The following is a 21,281-nucleotide window of genomic DNA, read 5'->3' on the forward strand; positions in this document are numbered from 1 at the left end:
ATGAACAAGGACTCTTCATGCCCAGCCACACCCTGAAAGCCCTGAGCATCGTCATTGTCAGCAGTCTTTTTCTAAGCGCCTGCTCGGCTATCAACCCAAAGCCGTACACCGAGGAGGAAAAGAGCGAGCGCATTCTCGATGATCGCGCTCACATGTACGGCCAGCAGGAGCCGGTCAAGGCGCCGATCACCTTCTACGAGGCCGCCGCCCGCGCCCTCAAATACAACCTCGACTACCGCCTCAAGCTGATGGAAAGCGCACTGGCAGCGGACCTGCGCGATGTATCCAGCCACGAGATGCTGCCGCGCCTGGTGGCTTCCGCAGGCTACTCCGGGCGCAACAACGACTCCGGCGGCACCTCCATCGGCATCGAGGACGGTCAGGAAAGCCTACGCGCCTCGACCTCCCAGGAACGCTATCGCGATCTGGCTGGCCTCGGCGCCAGCTGGAGCCTGCTGGACTTCGGCATGGCCTACTACCGCACCCAACAAAAGACCGACCAGATCCTCATGGCCGAGGAGCGCCGCCGCAAGGTGGCGCAGAACGTCCTGCAGGATGTGCGCAACGCTTACTGGCGAGCGCTCGGCGCCCAACGCCTGCTGCCCGAGGTCAACCGCCTGCTGGCGCGCACTGAACAGGCGCTGGAGTCGGCCCGTGAGGCCGAAAGCAAAGGCCTGCTGCCGCGTCAGGAGATTCTGGCCTACCAGCGCGCCCTGCTCGACTCCATCTCCCTGCTGACAGTGCGCCGCCAGGATCTGGAATACGCCCAGGCCGAGTTGGCCGCCCTCATGTCGCTGCCGCCTGGCACACGACTGGTCCTGGCCGAGCAGAAAGAGCCAACCCTGCAGCCGCTGACCATTGATGGCAACCGGCTCGAACAGCTGGCCCTGGAGAACCGTCCCGAGATCATGGAGGAGTGGTATCGCAAGCGGGTCAACGAGAACGACCTGAAGATTGCCAAGGCCCAGCTGTGGCCCAACATCAGCCTCAACTGGGGCTATCAGTACGACTCCAACAAGTACCTGTACAACAATCACTGGTCCGAGACCGGCGTGCAGGTATCCCTCAACCTGCTGCGCCTGATGCAACTGCCAGCCCTGCTCGATGCCGAGGGCACTCAGGGCGGTACCGACGATACCCGCCGCGTGGCGCTGTCCATGGCCATCCTGACCCAAGTGCGGGTCGGCGCTCTGCGTTACCAACTGGCCCTGCAGGAGATGGAGTTCACCGAAAAAGGCCTGCACGTCGACCAAGGCCTGCTCGACTATGCACGCGCGGCACGCAGCAGCTCAGTCGGTTCGGAGCTGGAAGTGATTCGCGCCGAAGGCCGCTACCTGCTGTCGCGCTACCAGCGTGAGGCCGCCTACTCCAGCGCCCAGGCGGCCTGGGGCCGGCTGTACAACTCGATAGGCCTGGACGTGTTGCCGGAATCCATCGAGAAACACGACATTCAGACCCTGGCCCAGGAAATCCAGAGCACGCTGGAGGCCCAACAAGCGCAAAACCTCTTCACCGCGACACAAGGAAGTGCCGATGCCGCGCAGTAAGCGTTACCTGCTCCCCCTGCTCCTGACTCTCAGCCAACCCACCCTTGCCGTCGAGGCCGGCGCCGTCTTCGCCGACCCTTCGGCCATTCGCGTACTGCTCGCCGCCGAGACCGAAACCACACTGTCCAGCCAGATGACCGGCACCCTGGGCGAATTGCACACCAGCCTCGGGCAGCGCGTGAACAAAGGCGCCGTACTGGCGCAGTTTGATTGCCGTGAAGGCCAGGCCAGGGCCAAGGCAGCCAATGCCGAACTGGCCATGGCCAAGCAGAACCTGCAGGCCAAGCAGCACTTACGTAACCTGGAGGCCGTCGGTGACCTGGAAGTGGCCATGGCTGCCACCGAGGTTGAAAAAGCCGATGCAGCCCGCAGCCTGGCCCAGACTCAGAGCAGCTACTGCAAGGTCAACGCCCCCTTCGCCGGACGCATCGCCAAAGTGCATGTGCGCTCCCATCAGACCGTCAATGCCGGCACCCCGCTATTCGACCTGGTCAGCGACGGTGCGCTCAAGGTGCGCATGAATGTGCCGTCACGCATGCTCAGTGGCCTGAAAAGCGGCACACCGGTGCAAATCAGCATCGCCGAGACCGGCAAGACCTACGCCGCCAAAGTCAGCGCAATCAACTCGCGGGTCGACGCCGTGGCCCAGACCATCGAACTGGAGGCGACCCTCGACGCCGCGCACCCCGAGCTGGTGGCCGGCATGAGTGGTGTGGCGCAATTCGCGGACACCCCATGAGCGAGCGCCTGCCGCACCCGCAGCTGCTGCTCAGCCTGGCCAGCCTGCGCGACCGTGCTCTGGGCTGCGACACGCTCAACGCGCTGGCCTTCAGCATGGCCAACGACCTGCATCCGCTACTGCACTTTCACCAGGCCATGGTGCTGGCCCAGCATGGCGATAGCCTGGAACTGCTGTGCATCTCCGGCCTGGCCCGGCCCACCGAGGACTCGCCCTACCTGATCTGGCTGCGCAGCGCCGGGCGCTGGCTGAGCACGCAAATCAGCGCAACACAGCCGCTGTGGCTGGCACGCGACTCAGTCGAACCACCGGCCGATGTCGCCGAAGGCTGGCAGGAATGGTGGCCGAGCGGCGTCTGGTGCGTACCGCTACATGACCGCATGGGCAAGCGCCTCGGCCTGCTGATCTTCCTGCTCGACGCCGAGCCCCAGGCACCGTTGCCGGAGCTGCTCGGTGGCCTGTTCCGCACCTGGGAACACTGCTGGGCCACCCTGACGCAGAAGCGCCAGCTACTCGGCTGGCGCCCAACCCGCCGGCAACTGTTGATCGTGCTCGGCCTGGCTGCCCTGCTGTTACTGGTGCCGGTACGCCAGAGCGTGCTGGCGCCGGCCGAAGTGGTCTCACGCCAGGCGCAGATCGTCAGCTCGCCCATCGACGGCGTGGTCGCCGAGATCCATGTGCGCCCCAACCAGGAAGTACAGGCCGGCACCCTGCTGCTGTCGCTGGATGAAACCACCCTGCGCAACCGTGCCGAAGTGCTGGGCAAGGAAGTGGCGGTGGCCGACGCCGAACTGATTGCGGCCAGCCAGCGCGCCTTCGACAACCCGCAGAGCAAGGCCGAATTGACTCTGCTCAACGGTCGCGCACAACAACGCCGGGCCGAGCTGGCGGCGGTCGAGGCGCAATTGGAGCGCACCCAGGTGCATGCCCCACGCAGCGGCGTGGCGGTGTACAGCGACCCCAACGACTGGCTGGGCAAGCCGGTATCGACTGGCGAACGCATCATGCAGCTGGCCGACCCCAGCCAGCCGGCCATGCGTATCCAACTGCCGGTAGCCGACGCCATTGCCCTGGAGCCCGGTGCCGAAGTCACTCTGTTTCTCACCGCCTACCCACTGTCGCCGCTGCAGGGCGAAGTGCTGGAAACCAGCTACCAGGCCCGCCCCGGCGAAGACGGCGTGGCCTCCTACCGCCTGCTGGCGAGCATCGAGGGCCAACCCGAGCACGCCCGCCTGGGCCTGCATGGCACCGCCAAACTCTATGGCGAACGGGTACTGCTCGGTTATTACCTGCTGCGCCGCCCCCTGGCAGCTCTGCGTGCCTGGAGTGGCTGGTAATGCTGGAACCCGCCGACCTGCCAACCCCGCCGCTGCGCGAAGACCTGCGGTTGAGCGAAGCCCTCCCGGGCAACGATGGCGAGCCCTGCTGGATGATCCACGACACCGTGGTCAACCGTTTCTACCGCATCGGCTGGCTGGAATTCGAATGCCTGCTGCGCTGGGAGCGCACACCCCGGCAAATCTGCGAGCAGATCAGCGAGCAGACCCCGCTCAAGCCCGAGGTCGAACAGGTGTTGGGGCTGCGCCGCTTCCTCGAACAGCACCAGCTGCTGCGCCCGGACGCCGCAGCCTTGAAACGCCTGCGCGAGCAGAGTGAAGGCAACCAGTGGCTGACCTGGAAATGGTGGCTGCACCACTACCTGTTTTTCCGCATCCCCCTGCTGCGCCCGCAAACCCGCCTGCAACAACTGGCCAGCAGCCTGGACTGGCTGTTCCGCCCTATTACCGCCTGGTTGGTATTCCTCCTCGGCCTGCTCGGCGTGATCATGGTGCTGCAACAGTGGGACAGCTTTACCCACGCCGTGGTCGAATCCTTTTCCGCCGAGGGCCTGGTCAGCTTCGCCCTGGCCCTGTGTCTGGCCAAGACGCTGCACGAGCTGGGCCACGCCCTGGTGGCCACGCGCCTGGGGTTACGGGTGGCGCATATGGGTGTGGCCTTCGTGGTGCTCTGGCCCATGCTCTACACCGACACCGGCGAAAGCTGGAAACTGCGCAGCTCGCGCCAGCGCCTGGCCATCGCCTCGGCCGGCATCCTTGCCGAACTGTCACTGGCCGGCCTGGCCACCCTCGGCTGGGCCCTGAGCGAGCCGGGCATGCTGCGCAACGCCCTGCTCTACCTGGCCACCACCAGCTGGATACTGTCGCTGGCGTTGAATGCCAGCCCCTTCATGCGCTTCGACGGCTACTTCATCCTTTCCGACCTGCTCGACTTCCCCAACCTGCACGAGCGTTCCTCGGCCATTGCCCGCACCACCATCCGCCGCAACCTGCTGGGGCTCGATGAGCCCTGGCCGGAGCCCTTTCCAGCTGGCAAGCGGCGATTGCTGACGACGTTCGCCATTGCCACCTGGCTGTATCGCCTGGTGCTGTTTCTCGGCATTGCCGTGGCGGTGTACCTACTGTTCTTCAAGCTGCTCGGCATCTTCCTGTTCATCGTGGAAATCGCCTGGTTCGTGGTGCTGCCGGTGTGGCGCGAGGTGAAGCACTGGTGGGGCGCGCGGGCGCAGATTCCCAGCCGACGCAAACTGCTGTTCTGGCTGGCCCTGGGTCTGCTGCTTTTGTGGCTCGCCATTCCCTGGCGCAGCCAGGTGCACGGCTACGGCGTGGCCCGCAGCGAGCAGCAGCTGCGCCTGTTCACCCCTTACCCGGCCCTGCTGCAACAGGTCCACGAAGCTGGTCCGGTTGATCCTGGTGCGACCCTGGCCGTGCTGGACGAGCCGGACATCGCCGCCCGCCTGCGCCGCAACGAGGCCAGCATCCGCAGCTACCAGGCCCGCCTGCGCGGCCTGCTGGCCGACCCCACGGGCCTGGCCCAGCAGAGCTCGACTCTGCAGCGCCTGGATGTGGAGTTGGGTGAAGTGCATGCCGCCCGCTCGGAAATCGCCCGGCTGACCCTCAAGGCGCCCTTCGCCGGGCAATGGCAGGACGTCAACCCGCAGTGGCAGGCAGGCCAGTGGGTTGGCCCGCGCGAGATGCTCGGCGTACTGATCGACCCCGAGCGCTGGCAGATCGATGCCTACATCGCCCAGGATCAGGTGCATCGCCTGCAGATCGGTGGTCAGGTGCGCTTCTACCCGCAGGGTCAGCTGACAGCCATCGAAGGCAAGGTCGTGACCATCGGCAGTACACGGATCAACCGTCTGAGCCACCCCATGCTCAGTGCGCGGCAGGGCGGCCCTATTGCCACCAGCAATGAAGACGAGGGGTTGGCGCCGAGCGAGGCGCTGTTCCATGTCCTGATCCAGCTCGACAGTCCGCCAACCAGCCTGCGCGAGACCCTGGGTCAGGTGCAGATCGAGGGCAGCCGGCGCAGCCTGCTGGGCGAGGGACTGACCTACAGCCTGGCAGTGCTATTGCGGGAGAGTGGGTTCTAGCGGGCTTCGCTTAACCTGCGCATAGACCCAACCTGTCACGCACAGAGTAGGTTGCGGTTGAGCCGCTCGCGGCGAAGCCCAACATGGCCACACACACCCGAGCCCCGGCTGTTGGGCTTCGCTACGCTCAACCTACGCGGCCCGACCCAATCTACTCAGCCAATGCATCCAGCAGTTGGGCGATGGTCGACTCCAGGTTGGCGACCGGGTCGTCGCCGTGAACATCCAGCAGCAGCAGACGACTGCCACCGTCAGCGATGGCCTTGGCCAGCTCGGCCGAGGGCTGGCGGTCAGCGAGTACCACCGCTACTTCATCGTCCTGCAGGCTGCCGGTCAGCTGGGCCAGCGCCTCGGGCGTCCACTTCTGATCGGCCGGCCGTTCCAGCTCGACGCCATCCAGGTTGAGGCCGCTGATCAGGTAGTCGAAGTGCGGCGACAGACTGGCTACGGTGAGGTTGTCCAGCTCGGCCAGACGCCCTTCGCTGTTGGCGCTGAGTTTGAGCAGACGCTGTTTCAGCTCGTCCAGGTTGGCCTCGATCGTGGTCTTGTCCGCCGGCGCCAGGCGCACCAGGTCGGCCGCCGTCACGTCGGCCATGCGCCCGAGATTGGTGATGCTCAGCCAGGGCTGCGCAGCCAGCGCATCGCCGGCGCCCGGCTCCAGAGCGATGCCCGGCAGCGCGCCGTCCACCGGACGCGCTCCATCGACCTCGACGATACGGATATTGCTGCGCCGCGCCATCGGGTACAGCGGGTCGTCCGGCCACAGCGAGCGCAGGGCAATGACGCCATCCGCCTGGCTGGCCAATTTCTCCAGCGCCTTGGCGCCACGGCCACTGAAGTAGGAGGTCTGCCGGCTGGCCGGCAGTTTGGCCGGCGCGGCGCGCTGCAATTGCACGTCAGTGCCGTCGAGCAGACTGGCACCCAGGCCGTAGGTGATCGGCAGGCTGGCGAGAATCCGTACCGGCTGCTGCTCGGCGTGCAGCGGCGCGGCGAGCAGCAGACTGGCCGCCAGGACAAGAGGCAGTTTCATCCCAGGTTTCCTTTCAGGCTCGGCACTATGCCACGGGCGATGGCCGCGCAGGCGAAGACGATGCCGGCGATGATGATGATGGCGGCGCCGGACGGCACCGGCAGTTCCAGGGCGATGGGCACAAAGATGCCCGCCAGCGTGCTGAGCGTGGCGATCAGCACCGACAGCCAGAAGAAGCCTCTCAGCGACTGGCTGAGCAGGCGTGCCGCCGCCGCCGGAATCACCAGCAGCGCACCGACCAGGATGGCGCCGATGACCTTGACCGCGGCCACGGTGACCAACGACACCAGCATCACGAACAGGTAGTCCAGCGCCTTGACCGCCACGCCGCGCACACTGGCCAGCTGCGGGTTGAAGCTGGCCAGCATGATGCGGTTGTACAGCGGCAGCGCCAGGCTCAGTACCAGCAGGGAAACCAGCGCCAACACGGCGAGATCCTGGGCGTTGACCGTCAGTACCGAGCCGAACAGTACGTTTTCCAGAATGTGGATGTTGATCTTGCCGGCGAGGATCAGCAGCAGGCTGCCGCCGAGCGCCAGCGACACCGAGAGAAACACACCGATCAATGTGTCCGGCGCCAGGCCGGTACGGTTGCGCAGGTAGTTGAGCAGGATGCCGAACAGCAGGCAGTAGCCGAACAGGCTGCCGTAGGGGCCGGTATAGGGCTCGCCGAGCAGGATGCCGATGGCCACGCCGGTCAGCGCGGCATGGCCGACCGCCTCGGAGAAGAAGGCGAAGCGCTTGACCACTACCAGGGTGCCCAGGCCACCCAGCACCGGGCCGATCAGCAGGCCGGCGAGCAGCGCATTGACCACGAAACCATAGGCCAGCGCCTCCGGCAGATAGCCCGCGCTGGCCCAGGCCTGGATGGCCAGGCGCAATTCTTCGAAGCTCATGCGGAAACCTCGCGCTGGCTGCGGGGGTGGCTGGAGAACAGATCGAGCAGACGCTCGGGCGTCAGGGCCTGCGCCGGGTCGGCATCGAAGCGCACGCTGCGGTTGAGCCCGGTGACGCGGTCGGCAAGGCGGCCGACCGCCTGCAGGTCATGTTCGATCCATAGCACCGTGGTGCCGACCTGGCGCCAGTCGCGCAGCAGCTGCTCGAACACCTGCACGCCCGGCTCGTCCAGCGCCGACATCGGCTCGTCGAGCACCAGCAGCTGCGCCTCGGGCACCAGGCCCTGGGCCAGCAGCACGCGCTGACGTTCGCCGCCGGACAACGCGCCCATGCGTCGCTTGCGCTTGTCCAGCATGCCGACGCGCTCCAGGGCCTGCTCGATAGCCGGCGCCTGGCGCCGCGACAGGCCGAGAAAGGCTGGACGACGCTGGCACATGGCGGCCATGAAGTCGTCCACCGTCATCGGCAGGCCACGGTCGAACTCCAGGGCTTGCGGCACGTAGCCGATGGTGCCCGGTGCGTCCGGCCAGTGCAGGCGCAGCTCGCCGCGGTGCGGCATCTGCCCGAGCAGGGTCTTGATCAGCGAACTCTTGCCGCCGCCGTTGGGCCCGACCAGGGCATGCACGCTGCCGGCACGGATCTGGAAGCTGACGTTGTCGAGGATGCGCGTACGGCCGAGGTCCAGCTCAACCCGGTCGAAGTCGATGGCCGGGCCCTGCACGCTTACCGGCGCCGTTTCCAGTGCGGTCATACGCCTTCTTCCTTGATCGCCCGCACCACGGTATCCAGGTTGTGCTGCATCTCCTTCTCGTACTTTTCCTGGGTGTACTCGCCGTAGGAAATGTGCGTCAGGGCGAAGAGCTTGACGCCGGACTCGCGCTGAATGGTGTCAACGTAGCTGGAGGGGTAGTCCATTTCCGAGAAAATCACCTGTACGTCCAGGGTGCGCAGTTCGTCGATGGTCTTCTTCAATTGGCTCGGGCTGGGTTCGATGCCGTGGGCCGGCTCGACCACTGCGGTGACTTCCAGGCCGAACTCGCGCAACAGATAGTCGTAGGCCGAGTGGATGGTGGCGACACGCAGATCCTTGCCCTGGGCATCCTTGAGCTTGGCCAGGGCGTCGGCACGCAGGCCGCGCAGGCGCTTGCCGTAGGCGCGGGCGTTCTTGCTGTAGAACTTGGCGTTGGCCGGGTCGAGCTTGCCCAGCGCGCGGGCGATGTTGTTGATCTGCGAGATCGACGCGCTGATCGACAGGAAGGTGTGCGGGTTGACCACCTTGCCGGCACCGCGGGCGGCCTGTCCGGTGGCGGCCAGCAGCGGCACGCGCTCGTTGGACTCGATGACCGGGATGCCCGGTTTCTCGCTGGCGGCGATCATGCGGTCGGCGAAATCGTCGTGACCGATGCCGTTGAGCACCACCACATCGAGCGTGCCGATACGCTTGATGTCCTCGGCGCGCGGCTCGTAGGCATGCGGGTTGAAGCCGGCGGGAATCAGCGGCACCACCTCGGCCTTGTCACCGACGATGTTGCTCACATAGCTGTAGTAGGGATGCAGGGTGATGCCGATACGCAGGCGCTTGGCCTCATCGGCACTGGCCAGCCCCGGCAGCAGCAAGGCACTGAGCAGCAGGGAAAACGCGCCGAGCAGACGGCGGGAGAACAGAGAACGCATGGGCATGAAGGGAACTTCCAGAATCAGTGACGATGCTCGCGGGTCACCCCGGCGTCGTATTGCACGGCGACCTGCTTCCAGCCGGCCGCGGTCAGGGCTGCAGCCTGCAGATCGGTCGGCGCGGCCGCGTCCGGGCTGCGGTTGAGCCACACATCGAAGCCCTCCTGGGCCGGGAACAGCAGGAAGGAGCCGGCTACGCTGGCGTCACCGCTCAGCCCCAGGTACACGGCCTGGTCGCCCAGTTGCAGCAGCTGCCACTGGTGGGCGCCGCGCTTGCGTGCGCTGGCATCGTCGGTGAACGGCGGCAGAGTTTCTTCGGCGAGCAACTCGGGGCTGGGCAGGGCCTGCTCTTCTTCCTGCAGCAGGCGGATCTCGTCGAGCGCCACGCTGAGGTCGGTATGGATGCCCTGTTCGGCCGCATTGAGATCGCGGCGAGCATCGAGCTGGTGGCTGGCGACACCGTGCTGGTCGACCGTCTCGCTGCGCAACATCACCACCAGGCCGGCGGCCAACAGGATCACCAGGCTGAGCAACAGCACCTGCAGGCTTTCATGGCCGGCACCGGCCGGGCGTACCACCTGGGTGGTCATGGCGCTTCGATTTCCGTGTGGTCGATTTCCACCACGTGGCCAGGGCCGGCGTCGAACAGCACGTAGAACTCGCCCTCCGGACGCTTGAAGCTGAGCCTGGAGTCCTCGCCGAGCTTGCCGGGCACCAGTACCTCTTCCTCGTAGCTGATCACGTCCAGGGTCACGCCGGGCGCGCCGCTGCCGTCGGAGAAGCCGCCGGTGCAGACGATCTCGTCGCTCGCCGCCGGCTCACATTGGCAGATCGGGTTGTGCGCAAGGGCCAGGGGCGAGAACCCGGCGCAGAGCGCCAGCAGGCCGGTGCGGAGAGTACGGGTCATGGTTTGCCTCCTTGTTGTTTCAGCCAGGCGACGGTCGCGGGCGACGCCTCGGCCAGAGGAATGGATGCCTGGTGCACCGAGCCGTCCCAGCCTTCTGCGGTGATCCACAGTTCGGCATCGGGCTTGGTGCGCGGCGGTACGGGAATGCTGGCGCCCATGCGGTAAGGGCTGCCGAAGAACAGCCCGCCAGCGGCGCGCAGGCTGCGCGGCTTGCCAATACGCAGGTAGGTGGCCTTGACCTGCTCGCCACAGCCCTTACACAGCGCGGCGTTAAAGGCCTTCATGTAACCGGCCGGGCCTTCCAGCTGTGGCGCCATATTGCGGAATTCGGCCAGGCGCAGGCTCCAGGGGCCGACCTGAACCTCGCCGATCTCGCGTTCACCCAGTCCGCTGTCACCGCGGAACAGCGCCACGTCGTGGAAGTACTTGGGCATGAAGCCCAGCGGAATCAGGATCAGCACTGCGCTCAGGTGAAAACGCCACTTGTGCCACCAGCGGCTGAGGACAGACGGTGCCGGGGCGGTGGTTGCGGCCTTGCTCATGAACGACTCTCCGAAACGTCAGCAATGGCAATCGGTTGCACCGTGCGCGGACGCTCGGCTCGCTGCGAACGCTTGAGCAGGACTGCCGTGGCCTGGGCGGTACGCTTGGTCCAGATCAGCAGGCCGCTGAGCACCATCATGCTCAGCAGCAGGCCGAAGAAGAACCAGATCAGCTTGACCCACAGCCCGCCGAAGTCGCCGACATGCAGCGGGCGCATGGACTCGGTGACGAACTCCAGCGTGGAGCGATCATCCAGCAGACGCTTGGCGTCGATATCACCGTTGTACGGGTTGACGGTCACCGACTGGAACATCAGCGGGTACCAGCCGCGGCCGGAGACGGTGATATGGCCGTAGGCGTAGATCGGCAGATCGATCGAGCTGGCCTCCAGGCTCGGCACGGCGCCCTGGGCGATGCTCACGGCCTGGTCCAGATCGATACGCGGCACGTCTTTGGCGGTGGCCGCCAGCGGAACTTCCTCACGGGCCACCACCGGCGGCACGCCCTCGGTGGAGATGGAGATGTGGAAGTCGAACAGCAAGGCGCGGATCAGGAACCAGATGCCGGTGATGGAGATGACCGCGATGAACCAGATCGACCAGATGCCGGACAGACGGTGAAAATCGCCCCAGAAGATGCGTGCGCCCTGGTTGAAACGCAGGCGCGGGCGGAAGAACCCCTTCCAGAACTTCTTGTAGACCACCAGCCCGGTAATCAGCGACAGCAGCATCGGAATGCCGGTGAGCGACACCAGGTACCAGCCCCAGCTGAAGCCATTGGTGAACGGTACCAGCCACCAGCCATGCAGCGCACGGGTGAACTGGCGGAAATCGAACTGCGGGCTGATGCCCTGAATCGCCCCGGTGTAGGGGTTGACGTAGAGCGTCGGCGAGCTGCCGTCCGGATAGCTCACCTGAACCGTGAGGGCGAAGTGATCCTCGTCCGGACGATCGATACTATGTACCACCAGCTCCGGTTCCGCGCTGTTGATGGCCGCCAGGATCTGGCCATAGCTGAGCCGCTCGGCCTCATCCGACGGCTTGCTGGCGCGCACATCCGGATTGGCCAGCCAGACGATCTCCTGGCTGACGGTGGCCAGGGTGCCGGTCACGCAGATGATCAACAGAAAGAACCAGATCGGCAGCGCCAGCCAGCTGTGGACGAGGAACCAGAGTTTTGAGCGGGACTTCTTGGACATTAGGACAGGTCTGGGCAATGGAAACTGAACTCCGGAGCACCTCAACGGCCCGGAACAGAGGCTGCGGCACCAATCCTGAACGCCGCTGGGCGGCTATTGTAAAACGAATTACTTGCAAATGACTCGTATTAGTTAATAGAAAAACTTCTGAATCAGCATTTTCGCTGGCCACCAGCGCCCCAAAAACCCTGACGCCCCCCTTATTGCTTAAGCGAAAAGGCAGGGATTCAGTGCCCTGCCTTTCATCGCCCCCTCAATCGAAGGTGATCATGATCTTCGCGTGCTCGTCCGGCTTGGCCAGGGTGTCGAAGGCACCCTTCACGCCCGCCATATCCACCTTGCCGGTGATCAGTGGCGCGCCGTCCAGCTTGCCGTCCGCCAGCGCATGCAGGGTCTGGTGGAACTCTTCGGCGGTGTAACCGAAGGAGAAGTGCACGTTGGCTTCCTTGCCGATCGCCACCACCGGCTCGATTCTGTCGCTTTCCATGCACACGCCTACCACCACCAGGCGCGAGCGCGGTGGTGCACTCTGGATGATCTGCTGGATCAGGCCGGGGACACCGACGCACTCGAACACCACGCAGGGCTTGGGCTGCGGCCCCAGACCGAGCAGCGCCATCGGCCCATTGATGTCGTAGCCTTGCGGCGCGGCCACTTGCAGCCAGGACTGGTAAGGCGACTGCTCGGCCGGGTTGACCACCACGTCGGCACCCATCCTCTCGGCCAGTGCACGACGCTTGGGCGAAAAATCCGACGCCACGATCGGGCCGACGCCCTGCGATTTAAGGATGGCGATTAGCGCCAGACCAATCGGACCGCACCCCACGACTACAGGCACCTCACCGCCGACCAGCTGAGCACGACTGACAGCATGCGCAGCCACGGTCAGCGGCTCGGTCAGAGCGGCGATATCAGCCGGCAGGTCACCCGGCACCGGCATCAGCATCTGCTCGGCCAGCACCATCTGCTCGCCATAGCCACCTGGGTACTGGTTGGAGTAGCCGATGTGGTGGAACTGGTTATCACGGATCACGAACGGCAGCGAGCAGACCTTGGTCCCTACCTTGAGCGCCTTGTCGCTACCCGGCCCATGGTCGAGGACCTCGCCGCAGAACTCGTGGCCAAACACCACATCCTGCTGGGTATCGAACTCGATCGGCAGGTTGCCACGCTTGAAGTTGCTCAGCACCAGCTCGCAGTGATGGAACATATGCAGGTCCGAGCCGCAGATACCGCAGGCCAGGGTCTTGACCAGCACCTCCCCCTGCGCCGGTAGCGGACCGGCAATCGAATCGACCAGCAGCTGACTGTCACGCATGACGACGGCTTTCATGAGGCACCTCTTGTTCTATGGATGGCAAACGCCCTCTCCGGGCGCTAGATGGGTGCCTGGATGGTGGAATGCCCGATAGCCCAATACTTGACTAAAGGCGCCAACGATCTGACATATCAAGCCAGCGCGGCAGCGGCCGGATAAGCCCTAAGTGCTGAAAGGATGACCGCAAACACAAGCTGGCGGCATTGCACCGCCAGCCCTTCAGGCGTTGAGCCGCTCCTAGGGCGACTCCACGCCAAACTCATCCACACGTCCTCGGCCAGGTGGACGGCGGCATTGGCGCCCGGCGAGATCAGATTTCACCCCAGGCATGACCCTGAAACTCGCCGTTGGCCGGCCATCAGCTGCGCAGACGTACGATCTGCCCTTGCTGCGGCGACAGGCGGCCGTGCACCAGGCCTGAGATGATTTCGGCGGCGGCTTCGTAGCCTTCGTTGTGCACCACTTCAACCAATTGATTGCCGCTGGCCTCGATGCGCTGGAAGAACTTCACCATGCCCTCGCCGACGTAACGCGAGACACCGCCCGAGCCCCAGTCGACGTTGCGTTTGCGCATCTGGATCGGGGCGAAGAACATCTTCGGCTCCGGTCCGCTGGCAGCCTTGTATTCGGCCTCTTCGGTGTTCTGCGCCGAGCCGGCCACGCAGCTGTAGGTCAGCTGGTCGGCGAAGTGGGCGTGCACCCGGTCGCGCAGCGTCAGGTCGCTGGAGAAGTCGACGTAGACGGTCGGCACGCTGGCATCGAGCTGTTCCAGATCCTGGTAGGCCAGGGCACTGCTGTAGCAACCCAGCTGCTCGACGAAGGGAATGTTGCCGCGCGAGGTCAGGCCGACGCACTCGATATCGTGTCCTTCCAGGCAGAACAGCGTGCAGTACGCGGTTTTGCTCGATGCGCTGGAGAACACCAGGCGCTTGGCGCCGAAGAACTGGTTGTCGATCAAGAAATCGGCAAGCATGGCCGAGGTCAGGTACAGCGGCTTGAGCAGCGCCTGCAGGTCTTCGTGCTCCGGGCTGTAGTAGGGATCGGCCGAGCACAGCGGGTATTGATTGTAGGGTGTCGGCAATTCGGCACGGTGTTCATCGAGGGCGCGGAAGCCGCGCGGGGTGACGCCGGCCTTGATCCGGGCGTAGCTGGCGATGGGGTAGTAGCCGTAGTAGCGCGCCCCCACCTCGATGCCCTCCACCGCCGAAGCCACCACATCGGCGAAGCCCCATACCGGCATGTGCCCCCAGTCGGCCTCGCCGGTCGGGTAGAAATCCCAGTAGCGCATCGAATCGCCGAAGGCGGCGTAGGTGATGTTGTTGGTGGTCAGGGAGAAATGGTCAGGCTTGAGGATGACTTCGCCAGGCGCCGAGGTCAGGTCGAAGTCGAGACTGTCGATGCGGCTCTGGTCGAGAGCACCCTTGCGTGTAAGCAGGCGGGTAAGCTTGACGGATTGGGGCATTTGCGAGTCCTCTGGCAGTGGCGAACAAATAAGAAACGACAGAGTAGAGGGCAATGGATAAGAAGGGGTTCGGAAACACCAAGGCAACGCCCGAAGAGGCGTCAAAGCCCAGAAGCAAGCCGCTAAAGCGCCCCCGCCAGGCCCGCGCGGTATTCACCGTGGAGGCCATCTACCAGGCCTTTGTTCGGATTTGGCAACGCGACGGCTGGGCCGCCGTTACCACCCGTGCGGTGGCGCTGGAGGCCGGCTTCGCCGTGGGCACGCTGTATGAATATTTCCCCAGCAAGCAGGCGCTGTTTTCCGGTTATGTGCGCCACTGCATCGAGCAGCTGCTGCAGCACATCGACGAACAGGTGATCGCACCTGAGCTGGACTGGCGTTCGCGGGTTTCACGTCTGCTGTGGCTGAGTTGCGGGCCGCAGGAATCGATCTACCAGCTGTTCACCTTCGAAGTGGCCCAGCTGGAAATCCAAGTGGCCGATCAACGCCAGCACTTGCGCGCCTACCAGGAACTATTGAGTAAATGGCAGCAGGTGTTCGCGCGCTGCCACGACCTACCTCAGCCCCCCTCCCCGGCCCGCATCGAGGCACTGCTCTTGATGGTCTGGGGTGGCCGCCGCTACGCTGCCCTGGCCCAACTCGACGAGCCGCGCCTGCAGCGCTGGGTGGAAGAAATGGAGCACCTGCTACTGACCGCCATCGAGGGAGACTAGCGCTCGCGCAGCGCCTCGGCACGGGCGCGAATAATGGGCTTGAGCAGGTAGCTCAGGATGCTTTTCTTGCCGGTGATGATATCTACCGAGGCAACCATCCCGGGAATGATCAACAGTGGATGTTCATCGGTCCCCAAATGGCTTTTCTCGGTGCGCAGCTGGATCAGGTAGAAGCTGTTGCCTTCTTCGTCGGTGATGGTATCGGCACCGATTTGCTCCAGCTCACCTTGCAAGCCGCCGTATACGGTGTAGTCGTACGCCGTGAACTTGATAACCGCTTTCTGCCCAGGATGCAGGAAGGCGATGTCCTGTGGACGAATGCGCGCCTCTACCAACAGCGTGTCGTCCAGCGGCACGATCTCTACCAAGTCACTGCCGGGCTGAATAACGCCACCGATCGTGTTCACCAGCAACTGCTTGACGATACCGCGCACCGGTGAAGTGACCAACGTGCGGTTGACGCGATCCTCCAGCGCTTTACCGGTCGACCGAATCTTGTTCAGTTCGGTGCGAGCCTCATTGAGCTCCGTAAGAGCCTCACTGCGGAAGCGGCCACGCGTTTCATCAATCTTGCGCTCCACTTCCTTAATCGCCGACTCGGCGCGCGGGATGGCCAAGGTCGTGGCCTCCAGCTGGCCCCGGCTTTCTACCTCTGTGCGCTTGAGGCGCAACACCTCCACGCGAGAGATAGCGCCTTCGGCAACCAGAGGTTCGGACATCTGAATCTCTTGGCGCAGTAGATTGAGACTGTTGCGGAACTGTGCCTGCTTCGAGATGAACTCGCGCAGCTCTTGCTGCCGCTGCACCAACTGCTCCTCGAGACCGGCGATTTCATTCTCGAGCTGCTGCTGACGACTGAGAAACAGGGCACGCTCGCTCTCGGCCAGGCCGGGAGCCTTTTCAAGCACTTCATCAGGAGCCACCAACTCGCGCTCCTCGACTTCGGCGCCAAGCCGTTCCACACGCATCAGCAGGGAAAGCCTGTCAGCCTCGGTTTCGCCGACATTGGAGGCGAATCGAGTGTCATCGAGACGCACCAGGGGATCGCCTACCTCGACAACCTGCCCCTCGCGAACGAACAACTCGGCGACGATACCGCCTTCCAGGTTCTGGATTTTCTGCAGTTTTGATGAGGGGATTGCCTTGCCATCACCGCGGGTCACTTCATCGACTTCGGCAAAGTGAGCCCACAAAAGACAGAACGCAACGAAACCGATCAACCCCCAAATCGTCAAGCGAATGACCCGCGGGGCATCCTCGATCAGTGCCTTGTTCACTTCCGGCATAGGCTCATCGCCCTTCCCGGCACGCTTTCCGAAATAAGCGCCTAGCGCGCTTCTCAGGCTACTAACCGACACTGATCTGTCCCTTCTTCAGCGCTTCCATGACGACACCTTTCGGGCCGTCGGCGACGATCTCCCCACGGTCGACGATAATCAGCCGGTCGACCAGCGAAAGCATCGAAGAACGATGGGTAACGAGCAGCAGTGTCTTGTTGCCTATCACAGCGCTCAAACGCTGCTTGAGGCGCTCCTCGCCCGGGTTATCCATAGCGCTGGTCGGCTCGTCCAGCAGCAAAATGGGAGGGTCTAGCAGGAGCGCACGTGCCAGAGCCACGTTTTGCCGCTGTCCGCCGGACAGGTTCTGTCCACGCTCACCCACCTGCAATTCATAGCCTTTGGGGTGGAGCCGAGCGAACTCATGCACACCAGCCAGTTCCGAGGCTTGCAGAACCAGCTCATCCTCGACGTAGCGCGCCCCCGTCACCAGGTTGTCGCGCAGAGTCCCTGAAAACAGCTGGATATCCTGTGGCACATAGCCAATGTTGTGGCGCAGATCGCCTACATCCAGCTGGCGCACGTCAATGCCATCTACCAACAGGCTGCCGGCATCGGCTTGATGCAGGCCTACGATCAACTTTGCCAGGGAGCTCTTGCCCGAACCACTACGACCGATGATGCCGATTTTCTCGCCTGGGCGAACTATCAGATTGATGTTCTTCAGGGCTGCCTGCTGCTGATCCGGATAGTGGAAGTCCAGTTGCCGAAACTCGATTGCCCCCTGTAGCGCCTGGCGCTTGAGCGGACGCTCGTCAGGCTGGCGCTCCTGGGGCAAATCCATCATATAGTTGACCGATCCCATGGTGACTCGAGCTTGCTGGTAGCGCGTCAGCAAACCAGACATCTGGGTCAGCGGGCCAAGAGCCCGACCACTGAGCATGTAACAGGCAATCAGGCCGCCCATGCTCAGATTGCCGTCAATGATCTGATAGACGCCGACCACAATGATGACCACCCCAGCCATCTGCTGCAGCAAAACCGTCGAATTCATCGCCAGGTTAGAAAGCATGCGTACACGCAACTCCAGGCGACTCAGAGTACCGATGGTCTGCTCCCACAGGTACTGACGCTCACTTTCGGCATTATTGACCTTGACCGCATCCAGCCCAGCCAGTGTTTCGATCAGGCTCGATTGACGCTCGGCAGCCAGCGCCATGGTTCGCTCCATGGTTTCAGCCATAGGCCGCTGCAGGCTCCAGGTAATCAGCGCAGCAATAGGGAACGCCAGCAGCGGCACCCAGACAAGATGACCGCCAAGCATGGCAATCACCGCCAGAATCAGCACGGTGAACGGCAAGTCGATGACCGTGGTCATCGTCAACGAGGCGAGGAAGTCGCGCAGCGACTGAAACTCGTGGATGTTCTGCGCAAAGCTGCCAACTCGTGCCGGACGGTGCTTCATGGCCATGCCGGCAATGCGCTCGAACAGGGTCGCCGAGATGATCAGATCGGTCTTCTTACCGGCCAGATCCAGGCACAGGCTGCGCAAGGTTTTCAGTAGCAGATCGAAGAGAAAAGCACCGGTGACACCTACCGCCAGCACCCAGAGTGTCGCTGCGGCCTGGTTAGGCACAACACGGTCGTAGACGTTCATCACGAACAGTGGCGTAACCAGGCCGATCAAGTTGATCAGCAGACTGGCAGCGACAGCATCGATATAAAGCCAACGCGAACGCTTTAAGGTGTCACGGAACCATGATTTCGTCCGCGGAATCAGCTCTCCGTGGCTCAGGTCGAACTTGTGCTGTGGCTGGGCAAAGAACACCTGGCCGCTGTAGTCCTCCTTCAAGGCCTCGAGGCTAACCAACACCTCGCCACCCTCACTCTCGCAAGGCATGACCCGGGCACGTTTTTGCTCATCCCAGCCCAGTAGCAACGCACTGCGGCCACTGCGCAACAGCAGCAGCGCCGGTAAGGCAATCGCCGGAATCTGCTCTAACTCTCGTCGTAACCAGCGCCCCTGCAACCCTGCGCGAGCTGCCGCCCGAGGCAGCAGGTCCGCACTCAATCGCTGCTCGGGCAGGGGCAGGCCGGCGGTCAGCATGGCTCGACTGACAGATTTTTGGTGGAGCAAACAAAGCGACAGCAAGCTGTCCAACAGAGGGTCATCGTAGCGATCTCGAGGATCGCTATGAGGCTGTTGCGGAGTGTTCTCTACTACCACGCGGGGTCACTCTTGCGCTGGAGGGAGGCGGACTCAAAGCACGCAATAGCGGCTAGGAAGCGTTTAACAGCGCCGACCTCCGTTCTCATCCAGAGCGAGAAGGCAGGCATTTAATTCAGACTGGGCAGTGTCGCTCTCGTCTGAACCTCATCCAGAGGTACGGACGCCATCGGCGCAACTACACCCTGACTTTTGAGCAAGGAGCCCATGGTGGCCTTGATCCGATACTGCGTAAACAGTTCGAGCGAGCGAACCTCTTCAAGACGGCGAGACGCAGTGAACAACTCGTTCTCGCTATCCAGCAGGTCGAGCAGCGTACGCTCGCCCAGCGTGAACTGTTTCTGATAGGACTCGCGCACCCGAGTAGTGTAATCAACGTACTGTTGCGCTATCGGCAGTTGCTGTCGCGCATTGTCAAGGGCATTCCAAGCCAGGCCAAGATCCTCGCTCAAAACGCGCAATGCATTATTACGAACATCCATGGCCTGATTGGTAAGGTGCGCCTTGGATTGCAAATCAGCCTTGTTACTACCACCGGCAAACAGGTTGTAGCGCATACGCACCATCGCCTGCCACTCTTTCACATGGCCAGGAACGCCATCAATATTGTTATCCGCACCGTGCGATAGCTCGGCATCGAAGCGCGGGTAGAAAGTAGATTTGGCTGCCTCATACTGCTCTTCAGTAGCCCTCACGTCAGCCTCAGCCGAACGTAGAAAAGGGTTATTAGCCAGCATTTCCATACGTGCCGCTTGCAGATTTGCCGGCATCTGCCCTTCAAGGCCACTGGGCATACTCAGATCGACCGGTTCAACCCCGACAATGCTGAAATAGTTGACGCGTGCATCTGCGAGATTGGTCTGCTCAGTGATCAGGTTATTGCGTGCCTGCGCCAGACGGGCCTCGGCCTGATCAAGATCAGCGGTACGCCCTACACCATGCTCGCTGCGCAGACTGATCTGATCGTAGATTCGCTCGTGGCTGAGCAGGTTTTCCTGCGCCAAACGTACGAGTTCCTGGCGACTGAGCACATTGATGTAGGCCTGCACCACATCCAGAGCGGTACGCTCAGAAGTACCGAGCAGCTCATAGGCACGGGCATTGACTGTGGCGCGCTGTCGGGCCACTTCACTGCTGGTGGCAAAACCATCAAATAGCATTTGCTGCAGGCGCACGCTGGACTCGCCACGCGTCAGCGTTTCATAGCCATGGTCGAAACCGGCACGCACACCCGGACTATCAGTGCCTTCACGACCATAACCCGCAAGAAGGTCGACCTGCGGCAAGTATCCTCCTTCAGCTGCCTTCATCTGTTCATCAACGGACAGACGAGCATTCACACCCGCCTGAATTTCCGGGTGATATTCCAGCGCACTACGAATGGCCTCATCCAGCGTTTGCGCATGAGCAGAGATCGACAGAGTAAAGATGAGCGGCAAGGTGACCAATGGAAAACGCATGGCGAATCAGATCCTTCTTCGTATTGGGCAAGGCTTATAGGCAGCGCGCGTGCAGCCCATGAGCACCCGATTGCAATGCTGATAAAGCCGCCGCATCAAGGAGACGCAGTTCACAAATTAAACTTATCGATATCAAAGTGACATCAGTGGCAGCAATTGTTTATGATCGGTGCCACACGGTCAATAGTTTGGCATATGATCAATTCCAATCAGGAATAAAGCCAAATTAATGGCGCCAAATAATTATCATAAGCTGTCCAGCTGTTACTCAAGCTTTCTTTTTTCATGCACGCGCACGGTACCTAGCGCACAGCATCAGGAGCTTCACGCATGAGCCTCATCGCCGCCATCATCAAGAACATCGTTGGCCAGGTCTTTGCCGTTTCGGCAGATGGATTCAAGCGTCAAGTCTTCGAAGGAGAACAGCTACTTGCGGGCGAACAGCTCATCACCGAGGCCGGCGGAAGCGCCACGCTGCAGCTAGCCACTGGCGAGATAACCCAGGTCGGCGCAAACAGCACTTGGCAGGGCGGCAGCGCAGATAAAGAAACTGCGGATTCGGACACCAACAAAAACACAGACCTCGAACAGGCCCTGGCCGCTGGCTTCGACCCGACCGTCGAACTCGAAGCGACTGCCGCCGGCCCGAGTGCCGGAGGCGGCGCTGGAGGCGCTGCTGGTGGTGGTCATAGCTTCGTGATGTTGGATGAAACAGCACAGCGCTTGGATCCAACCGTTGGCTTCCCGACAGAAGGATTGTTTTTCGCTGCCGCATCAATCGATGAAGAAGTTGCTCTACAACTCCCCGACGGCGAACCACAGCAACAATCTGACAATCCGCCGACTTTGTCGGTCA

The 21,281-nt window shown here is 62.9% G+C and carries 19 protein-coding genes; 6 read left to right on the plus strand and 13 right to left on the minus strand.

Features of this window, described 5'->3' with window-relative positions:
• The first annotated feature begins 17 nt into the window (after positions 1 to 17).
• From ACF8C6_RS03010 to ACF8C6_RS03025, 4 genes are read left to right on the plus strand one after another with little or no spacing between them, the layout of a single operon-like run.
• Positions 18 to 1,547: a TolC family protein gene (locus ACF8C6_RS03010; RefSeq protein ID WP_392497944.1), complete on the plus strand. Its 1,530-nt coding sequence runs from the start codon at positions 18 to 20 to the stop codon at positions 1,545 to 1,547.
• Positions 1,534 to 2,286 (plus strand): efflux RND transporter periplasmic adaptor subunit, encoded by a 753-nt coding sequence (locus ACF8C6_RS03015; protein WP_392497945.1) that lies wholly within the window; start codon positions 1,534 to 1,536, stop codon positions 2,284 to 2,286. Before ACF8C6_RS03010 ends, ACF8C6_RS03015 begins: the two co-directional genes overlap by 14 nt.
• A complete protein-coding gene (locus ACF8C6_RS03020) occupies positions 2,283 to 3,623 on the plus strand; it encodes an efflux RND transporter periplasmic adaptor subunit (protein WP_392497946.1) in 1,341 nt (446 codons plus the stop codon). The genes ACF8C6_RS03015 and ACF8C6_RS03020 overlap by 4 nt, the downstream gene beginning before the upstream one ends.
• Positions 3,623 to 5,719 (plus strand): HlyD family efflux transporter periplasmic adaptor subunit, encoded by a 2,097-nt coding sequence (locus ACF8C6_RS03025; RefSeq protein WP_392497947.1) that lies wholly within the window; start codon positions 3,623 to 3,625, stop codon positions 5,717 to 5,719. Before ACF8C6_RS03020 ends, ACF8C6_RS03025 begins: the two co-directional genes overlap by 1 nt.
• 151 nt (positions 5,720 to 5,870) lie before the next feature.
• Here the strand turns inward: ACF8C6_RS03025 and ACF8C6_RS03030 are convergent, their stop codons facing one another.
• From ACF8C6_RS03030 to ACF8C6_RS03075, 10 genes are all read right to left on the minus strand, one after another.
• On the minus strand, positions 5,871 to 6,749 hold the full coding sequence (locus ACF8C6_RS03030; RefSeq protein ID WP_392497948.1) for a metal ABC transporter solute-binding protein, Zn/Mn family: 879 nt from the start codon (positions 6,747 to 6,749) through the stop codon (positions 5,871 to 5,873).
• A complete protein-coding gene (locus ACF8C6_RS03035; protein WP_392497949.1) occupies positions 6,746 to 7,645 on the minus strand; it encodes a metal ABC transporter permease in 900 nt (299 codons plus the stop codon). The genes ACF8C6_RS03030 and ACF8C6_RS03035 overlap by 4 nt, the downstream gene beginning before the upstream one ends.
• Entirely contained in the window at positions 7,642 to 8,397 is a 756-nt protein-coding gene (locus ACF8C6_RS03040) for a metal ABC transporter ATP-binding protein (RefSeq protein ID WP_392497950.1), read from the minus strand. Before ACF8C6_RS03040 ends, ACF8C6_RS03035 begins: the two co-directional genes overlap by 4 nt.
• Positions 8,394 to 9,326 carry a metal ABC transporter substrate-binding protein gene (locus ACF8C6_RS03045; protein WP_392497951.1) on the minus strand — a complete coding sequence of 311 codons (933 nt, stop codon included), beginning with the start codon at positions 9,324 to 9,326 and terminating at the stop codon, positions 8,394 to 8,396. Before ACF8C6_RS03045 ends, ACF8C6_RS03040 begins: the two co-directional genes overlap by 4 nt.
• A 17-nt stretch (positions 9,327 to 9,343) precedes the next feature.
• Positions 9,344 to 9,910 carry a DUF6162 family protein gene (locus tag ACF8C6_RS03050; protein ID WP_392497952.1) on the minus strand — a complete coding sequence of 189 codons (567 nt, stop codon included), beginning with the start codon at positions 9,908 to 9,910 and terminating at the stop codon, positions 9,344 to 9,346.
• Positions 9,907 to 10,227 carry a hypothetical protein gene (locus tag ACF8C6_RS03055; protein ID WP_392497953.1) on the minus strand — a complete coding sequence of 107 codons (321 nt, stop codon included), beginning with the start codon at positions 10,225 to 10,227 and terminating at the stop codon, positions 9,907 to 9,909. The genes ACF8C6_RS03050 and ACF8C6_RS03055 overlap by 4 nt, the downstream gene beginning before the upstream one ends.
• Positions 10,224 to 10,769: a thiamine pyrophosphate-binding protein gene (locus tag ACF8C6_RS03060; protein WP_277690810.1), complete on the minus strand. Its 546-nt coding sequence runs from the start codon at positions 10,767 to 10,769 to the stop codon at positions 10,224 to 10,226. Before ACF8C6_RS03060 ends, ACF8C6_RS03055 begins: the two co-directional genes overlap by 4 nt.
• Positions 10,766 to 11,968 (minus strand): PepSY-associated TM helix domain-containing protein, encoded by a 1,203-nt coding sequence (locus ACF8C6_RS03065; protein WP_392497954.1) that lies wholly within the window; start codon positions 11,966 to 11,968, stop codon positions 10,766 to 10,768. Before ACF8C6_RS03065 ends, ACF8C6_RS03060 begins: the two co-directional genes overlap by 4 nt.
• A 253-nt stretch (positions 11,969 to 12,221) precedes the next feature.
• Positions 12,222 to 13,301 carry a zinc-binding dehydrogenase gene (locus ACF8C6_RS03070; RefSeq protein ID WP_392497955.1) on the minus strand — a complete coding sequence of 360 codons (1,080 nt, stop codon included), beginning with the start codon at positions 13,299 to 13,301 and terminating at the stop codon, positions 12,222 to 12,224.
• A 343-nt stretch (positions 13,302 to 13,644) separates the two neighbouring features.
• Entirely contained in the window at positions 13,645 to 14,748 is a 1,104-nt protein-coding gene (locus tag ACF8C6_RS03075) for a DUF2855 family protein (RefSeq protein WP_392497956.1), read from the minus strand.
• Positions 14,749 to 14,801: 53 nt separating this feature from the next.
• Between ACF8C6_RS03075 and ACF8C6_RS03080 the strand changes: the two genes are divergently transcribed.
• On the plus strand, positions 14,802 to 15,461 hold the full coding sequence (locus ACF8C6_RS03080) for a TetR/AcrR family transcriptional regulator (RefSeq protein WP_392497957.1): 660 nt from the start codon (positions 14,802 to 14,804) through the stop codon (positions 15,459 to 15,461).
• Here the strand turns inward: ACF8C6_RS03080 and ACF8C6_RS03085 are convergent.
• From ACF8C6_RS03085 to ACF8C6_RS03095, 3 genes are all read right to left on the minus strand, one after another.
• Complete coding sequence (locus tag ACF8C6_RS03085) at positions 15,458 to 16,747, minus strand: HlyD family type I secretion periplasmic adaptor subunit (RefSeq protein ID WP_392497958.1); 1,290 nt, start codon at positions 16,745 to 16,747, stop codon at positions 15,458 to 15,460. The genes ACF8C6_RS03080 and ACF8C6_RS03085 overlap by 4 nt on opposite strands.
• A gap of 61 nt (positions 16,748 to 16,808) precedes the next feature.
• Entirely contained in the window at positions 16,809 to 18,965 is a 2,157-nt protein-coding gene (locus ACF8C6_RS03090; RefSeq protein ID WP_392497959.1) for a type I secretion system permease/ATPase, read from the minus strand.
• A 110-nt stretch (positions 18,966 to 19,075) separates the two neighbouring features.
• Positions 19,076 to 20,425 (minus strand): TolC family outer membrane protein, encoded by a 1,350-nt coding sequence (locus tag ACF8C6_RS03095; RefSeq protein WP_392497960.1) that lies wholly within the window; start codon positions 20,423 to 20,425, stop codon positions 19,076 to 19,078.
• A gap of 330 nt (positions 20,426 to 20,755) precedes the next feature.
• On the opposite strand from ACF8C6_RS03095, the gene ACF8C6_RS03100 reads away from it, so the two are divergent.
• A partial coding sequence (locus ACF8C6_RS03100) for a retention module-containing protein (protein WP_392497961.1) occupies positions 20,756 to 21,281 on the plus strand: 526 nt, incomplete at its 3' end.

This window comes from Pseudomonas sp. zbq_18 (genome assembly GCF_043102245.1).
Lineage (GTDB): Bacteria > Pseudomonadota > Gammaproteobacteria > Pseudomonadales > Pseudomonadaceae > Aquipseudomonas.

Excerpts from the sequence above, each read along its gene's own strand:
- ACF8C6_RS03030 (WP_392497948.1), bottom strand. The coding sequence starts at position 6,749 with ATGAAACTGCCTCTTGTCCTGGCGGCCAGTCTGCTGCTCGCCGCGCCG.
- ACF8C6_RS03080 (WP_392497957.1), top strand. The coding sequence starts at position 14,802 with ATGGATAAGAAGGGGTTCGGAAACACCAAGGCAACGCCCGAAGAGGCG.
- ACF8C6_RS03025 (WP_392497947.1), top strand. The coding sequence starts at position 3,623 with ATGCTGGAACCCGCCGACCTGCCAACCCCGCCGCTGCGCGAAGACCTG.
- ACF8C6_RS03065 (WP_392497954.1), bottom strand. The coding sequence starts at position 11,968 with ATGTCCAAGAAGTCCCGCTCAAAACTCTGGTTCCTCGTCCACAGCTGG.
- ACF8C6_RS03075 (WP_392497956.1), bottom strand. The coding sequence starts at position 14,748 with ATGCCCCAATCCGTCAAGCTTACCCGCCTGCTTACACGCAAGGGTGCT.
- ACF8C6_RS03040 (WP_392497950.1), bottom strand. The coding sequence starts at position 8,397 with ATGACCGCACTGGAAACGGCGCCGGTAAGCGTGCAGGGCCCGGCCATC.
- ACF8C6_RS03035 (WP_392497949.1), bottom strand. The coding sequence starts at position 7,645 with ATGAGCTTCGAAGAATTGCGCCTGGCCATCCAGGCCTGGGCCAGCGCG.
- ACF8C6_RS03020 (WP_392497946.1), top strand. The coding sequence starts at position 2,283 with ATGAGCGAGCGCCTGCCGCACCCGCAGCTGCTGCTCAGCCTGGCCAGC.
- ACF8C6_RS03010 (WP_392497944.1), top strand. The coding sequence starts at position 18 with ATGCCCAGCCACACCCTGAAAGCCCTGAGCATCGTCATTGTCAGCAGT.
- ACF8C6_RS03070 (WP_392497955.1), bottom strand. The coding sequence starts at position 13,301 with ATGAAAGCCGTCGTCATGCGTGACAGTCAGCTGCTGGTCGATTCGATT.
- ACF8C6_RS03015 (WP_392497945.1), top strand. The coding sequence starts at position 1,534 with ATGCCGCGCAGTAAGCGTTACCTGCTCCCCCTGCTCCTGACTCTCAGC.
- ACF8C6_RS03050 (WP_392497952.1), bottom strand. The coding sequence starts at position 9,910 with ATGACCACCCAGGTGGTACGCCCGGCCGGTGCCGGCCATGAAAGCCTG.
- ACF8C6_RS03095 (WP_392497960.1), bottom strand. The coding sequence starts at position 20,425 with ATGCGTTTTCCATTGGTCACCTTGCCGCTCATCTTTACTCTGTCGATC.
- ACF8C6_RS03085 (WP_392497958.1), bottom strand. The coding sequence starts at position 16,747 with ATGCCGGAAGTGAACAAGGCACTGATCGAGGATGCCCCGCGGGTCATT.
- ACF8C6_RS03060 (WP_277690810.1), bottom strand. The coding sequence starts at position 10,769 with ATGAGCAAGGCCGCAACCACCGCCCCGGCACCGTCTGTCCTCAGCCGC.
- ACF8C6_RS03055 (WP_392497953.1), bottom strand. The coding sequence starts at position 10,227 with ATGACCCGTACTCTCCGCACCGGCCTGCTGGCGCTCTGCGCCGGGTTC.
- ACF8C6_RS03045 (WP_392497951.1), bottom strand. The coding sequence starts at position 9,326 with ATGCCCATGCGTTCTCTGTTCTCCCGCCGTCTGCTCGGCGCGTTTTCC.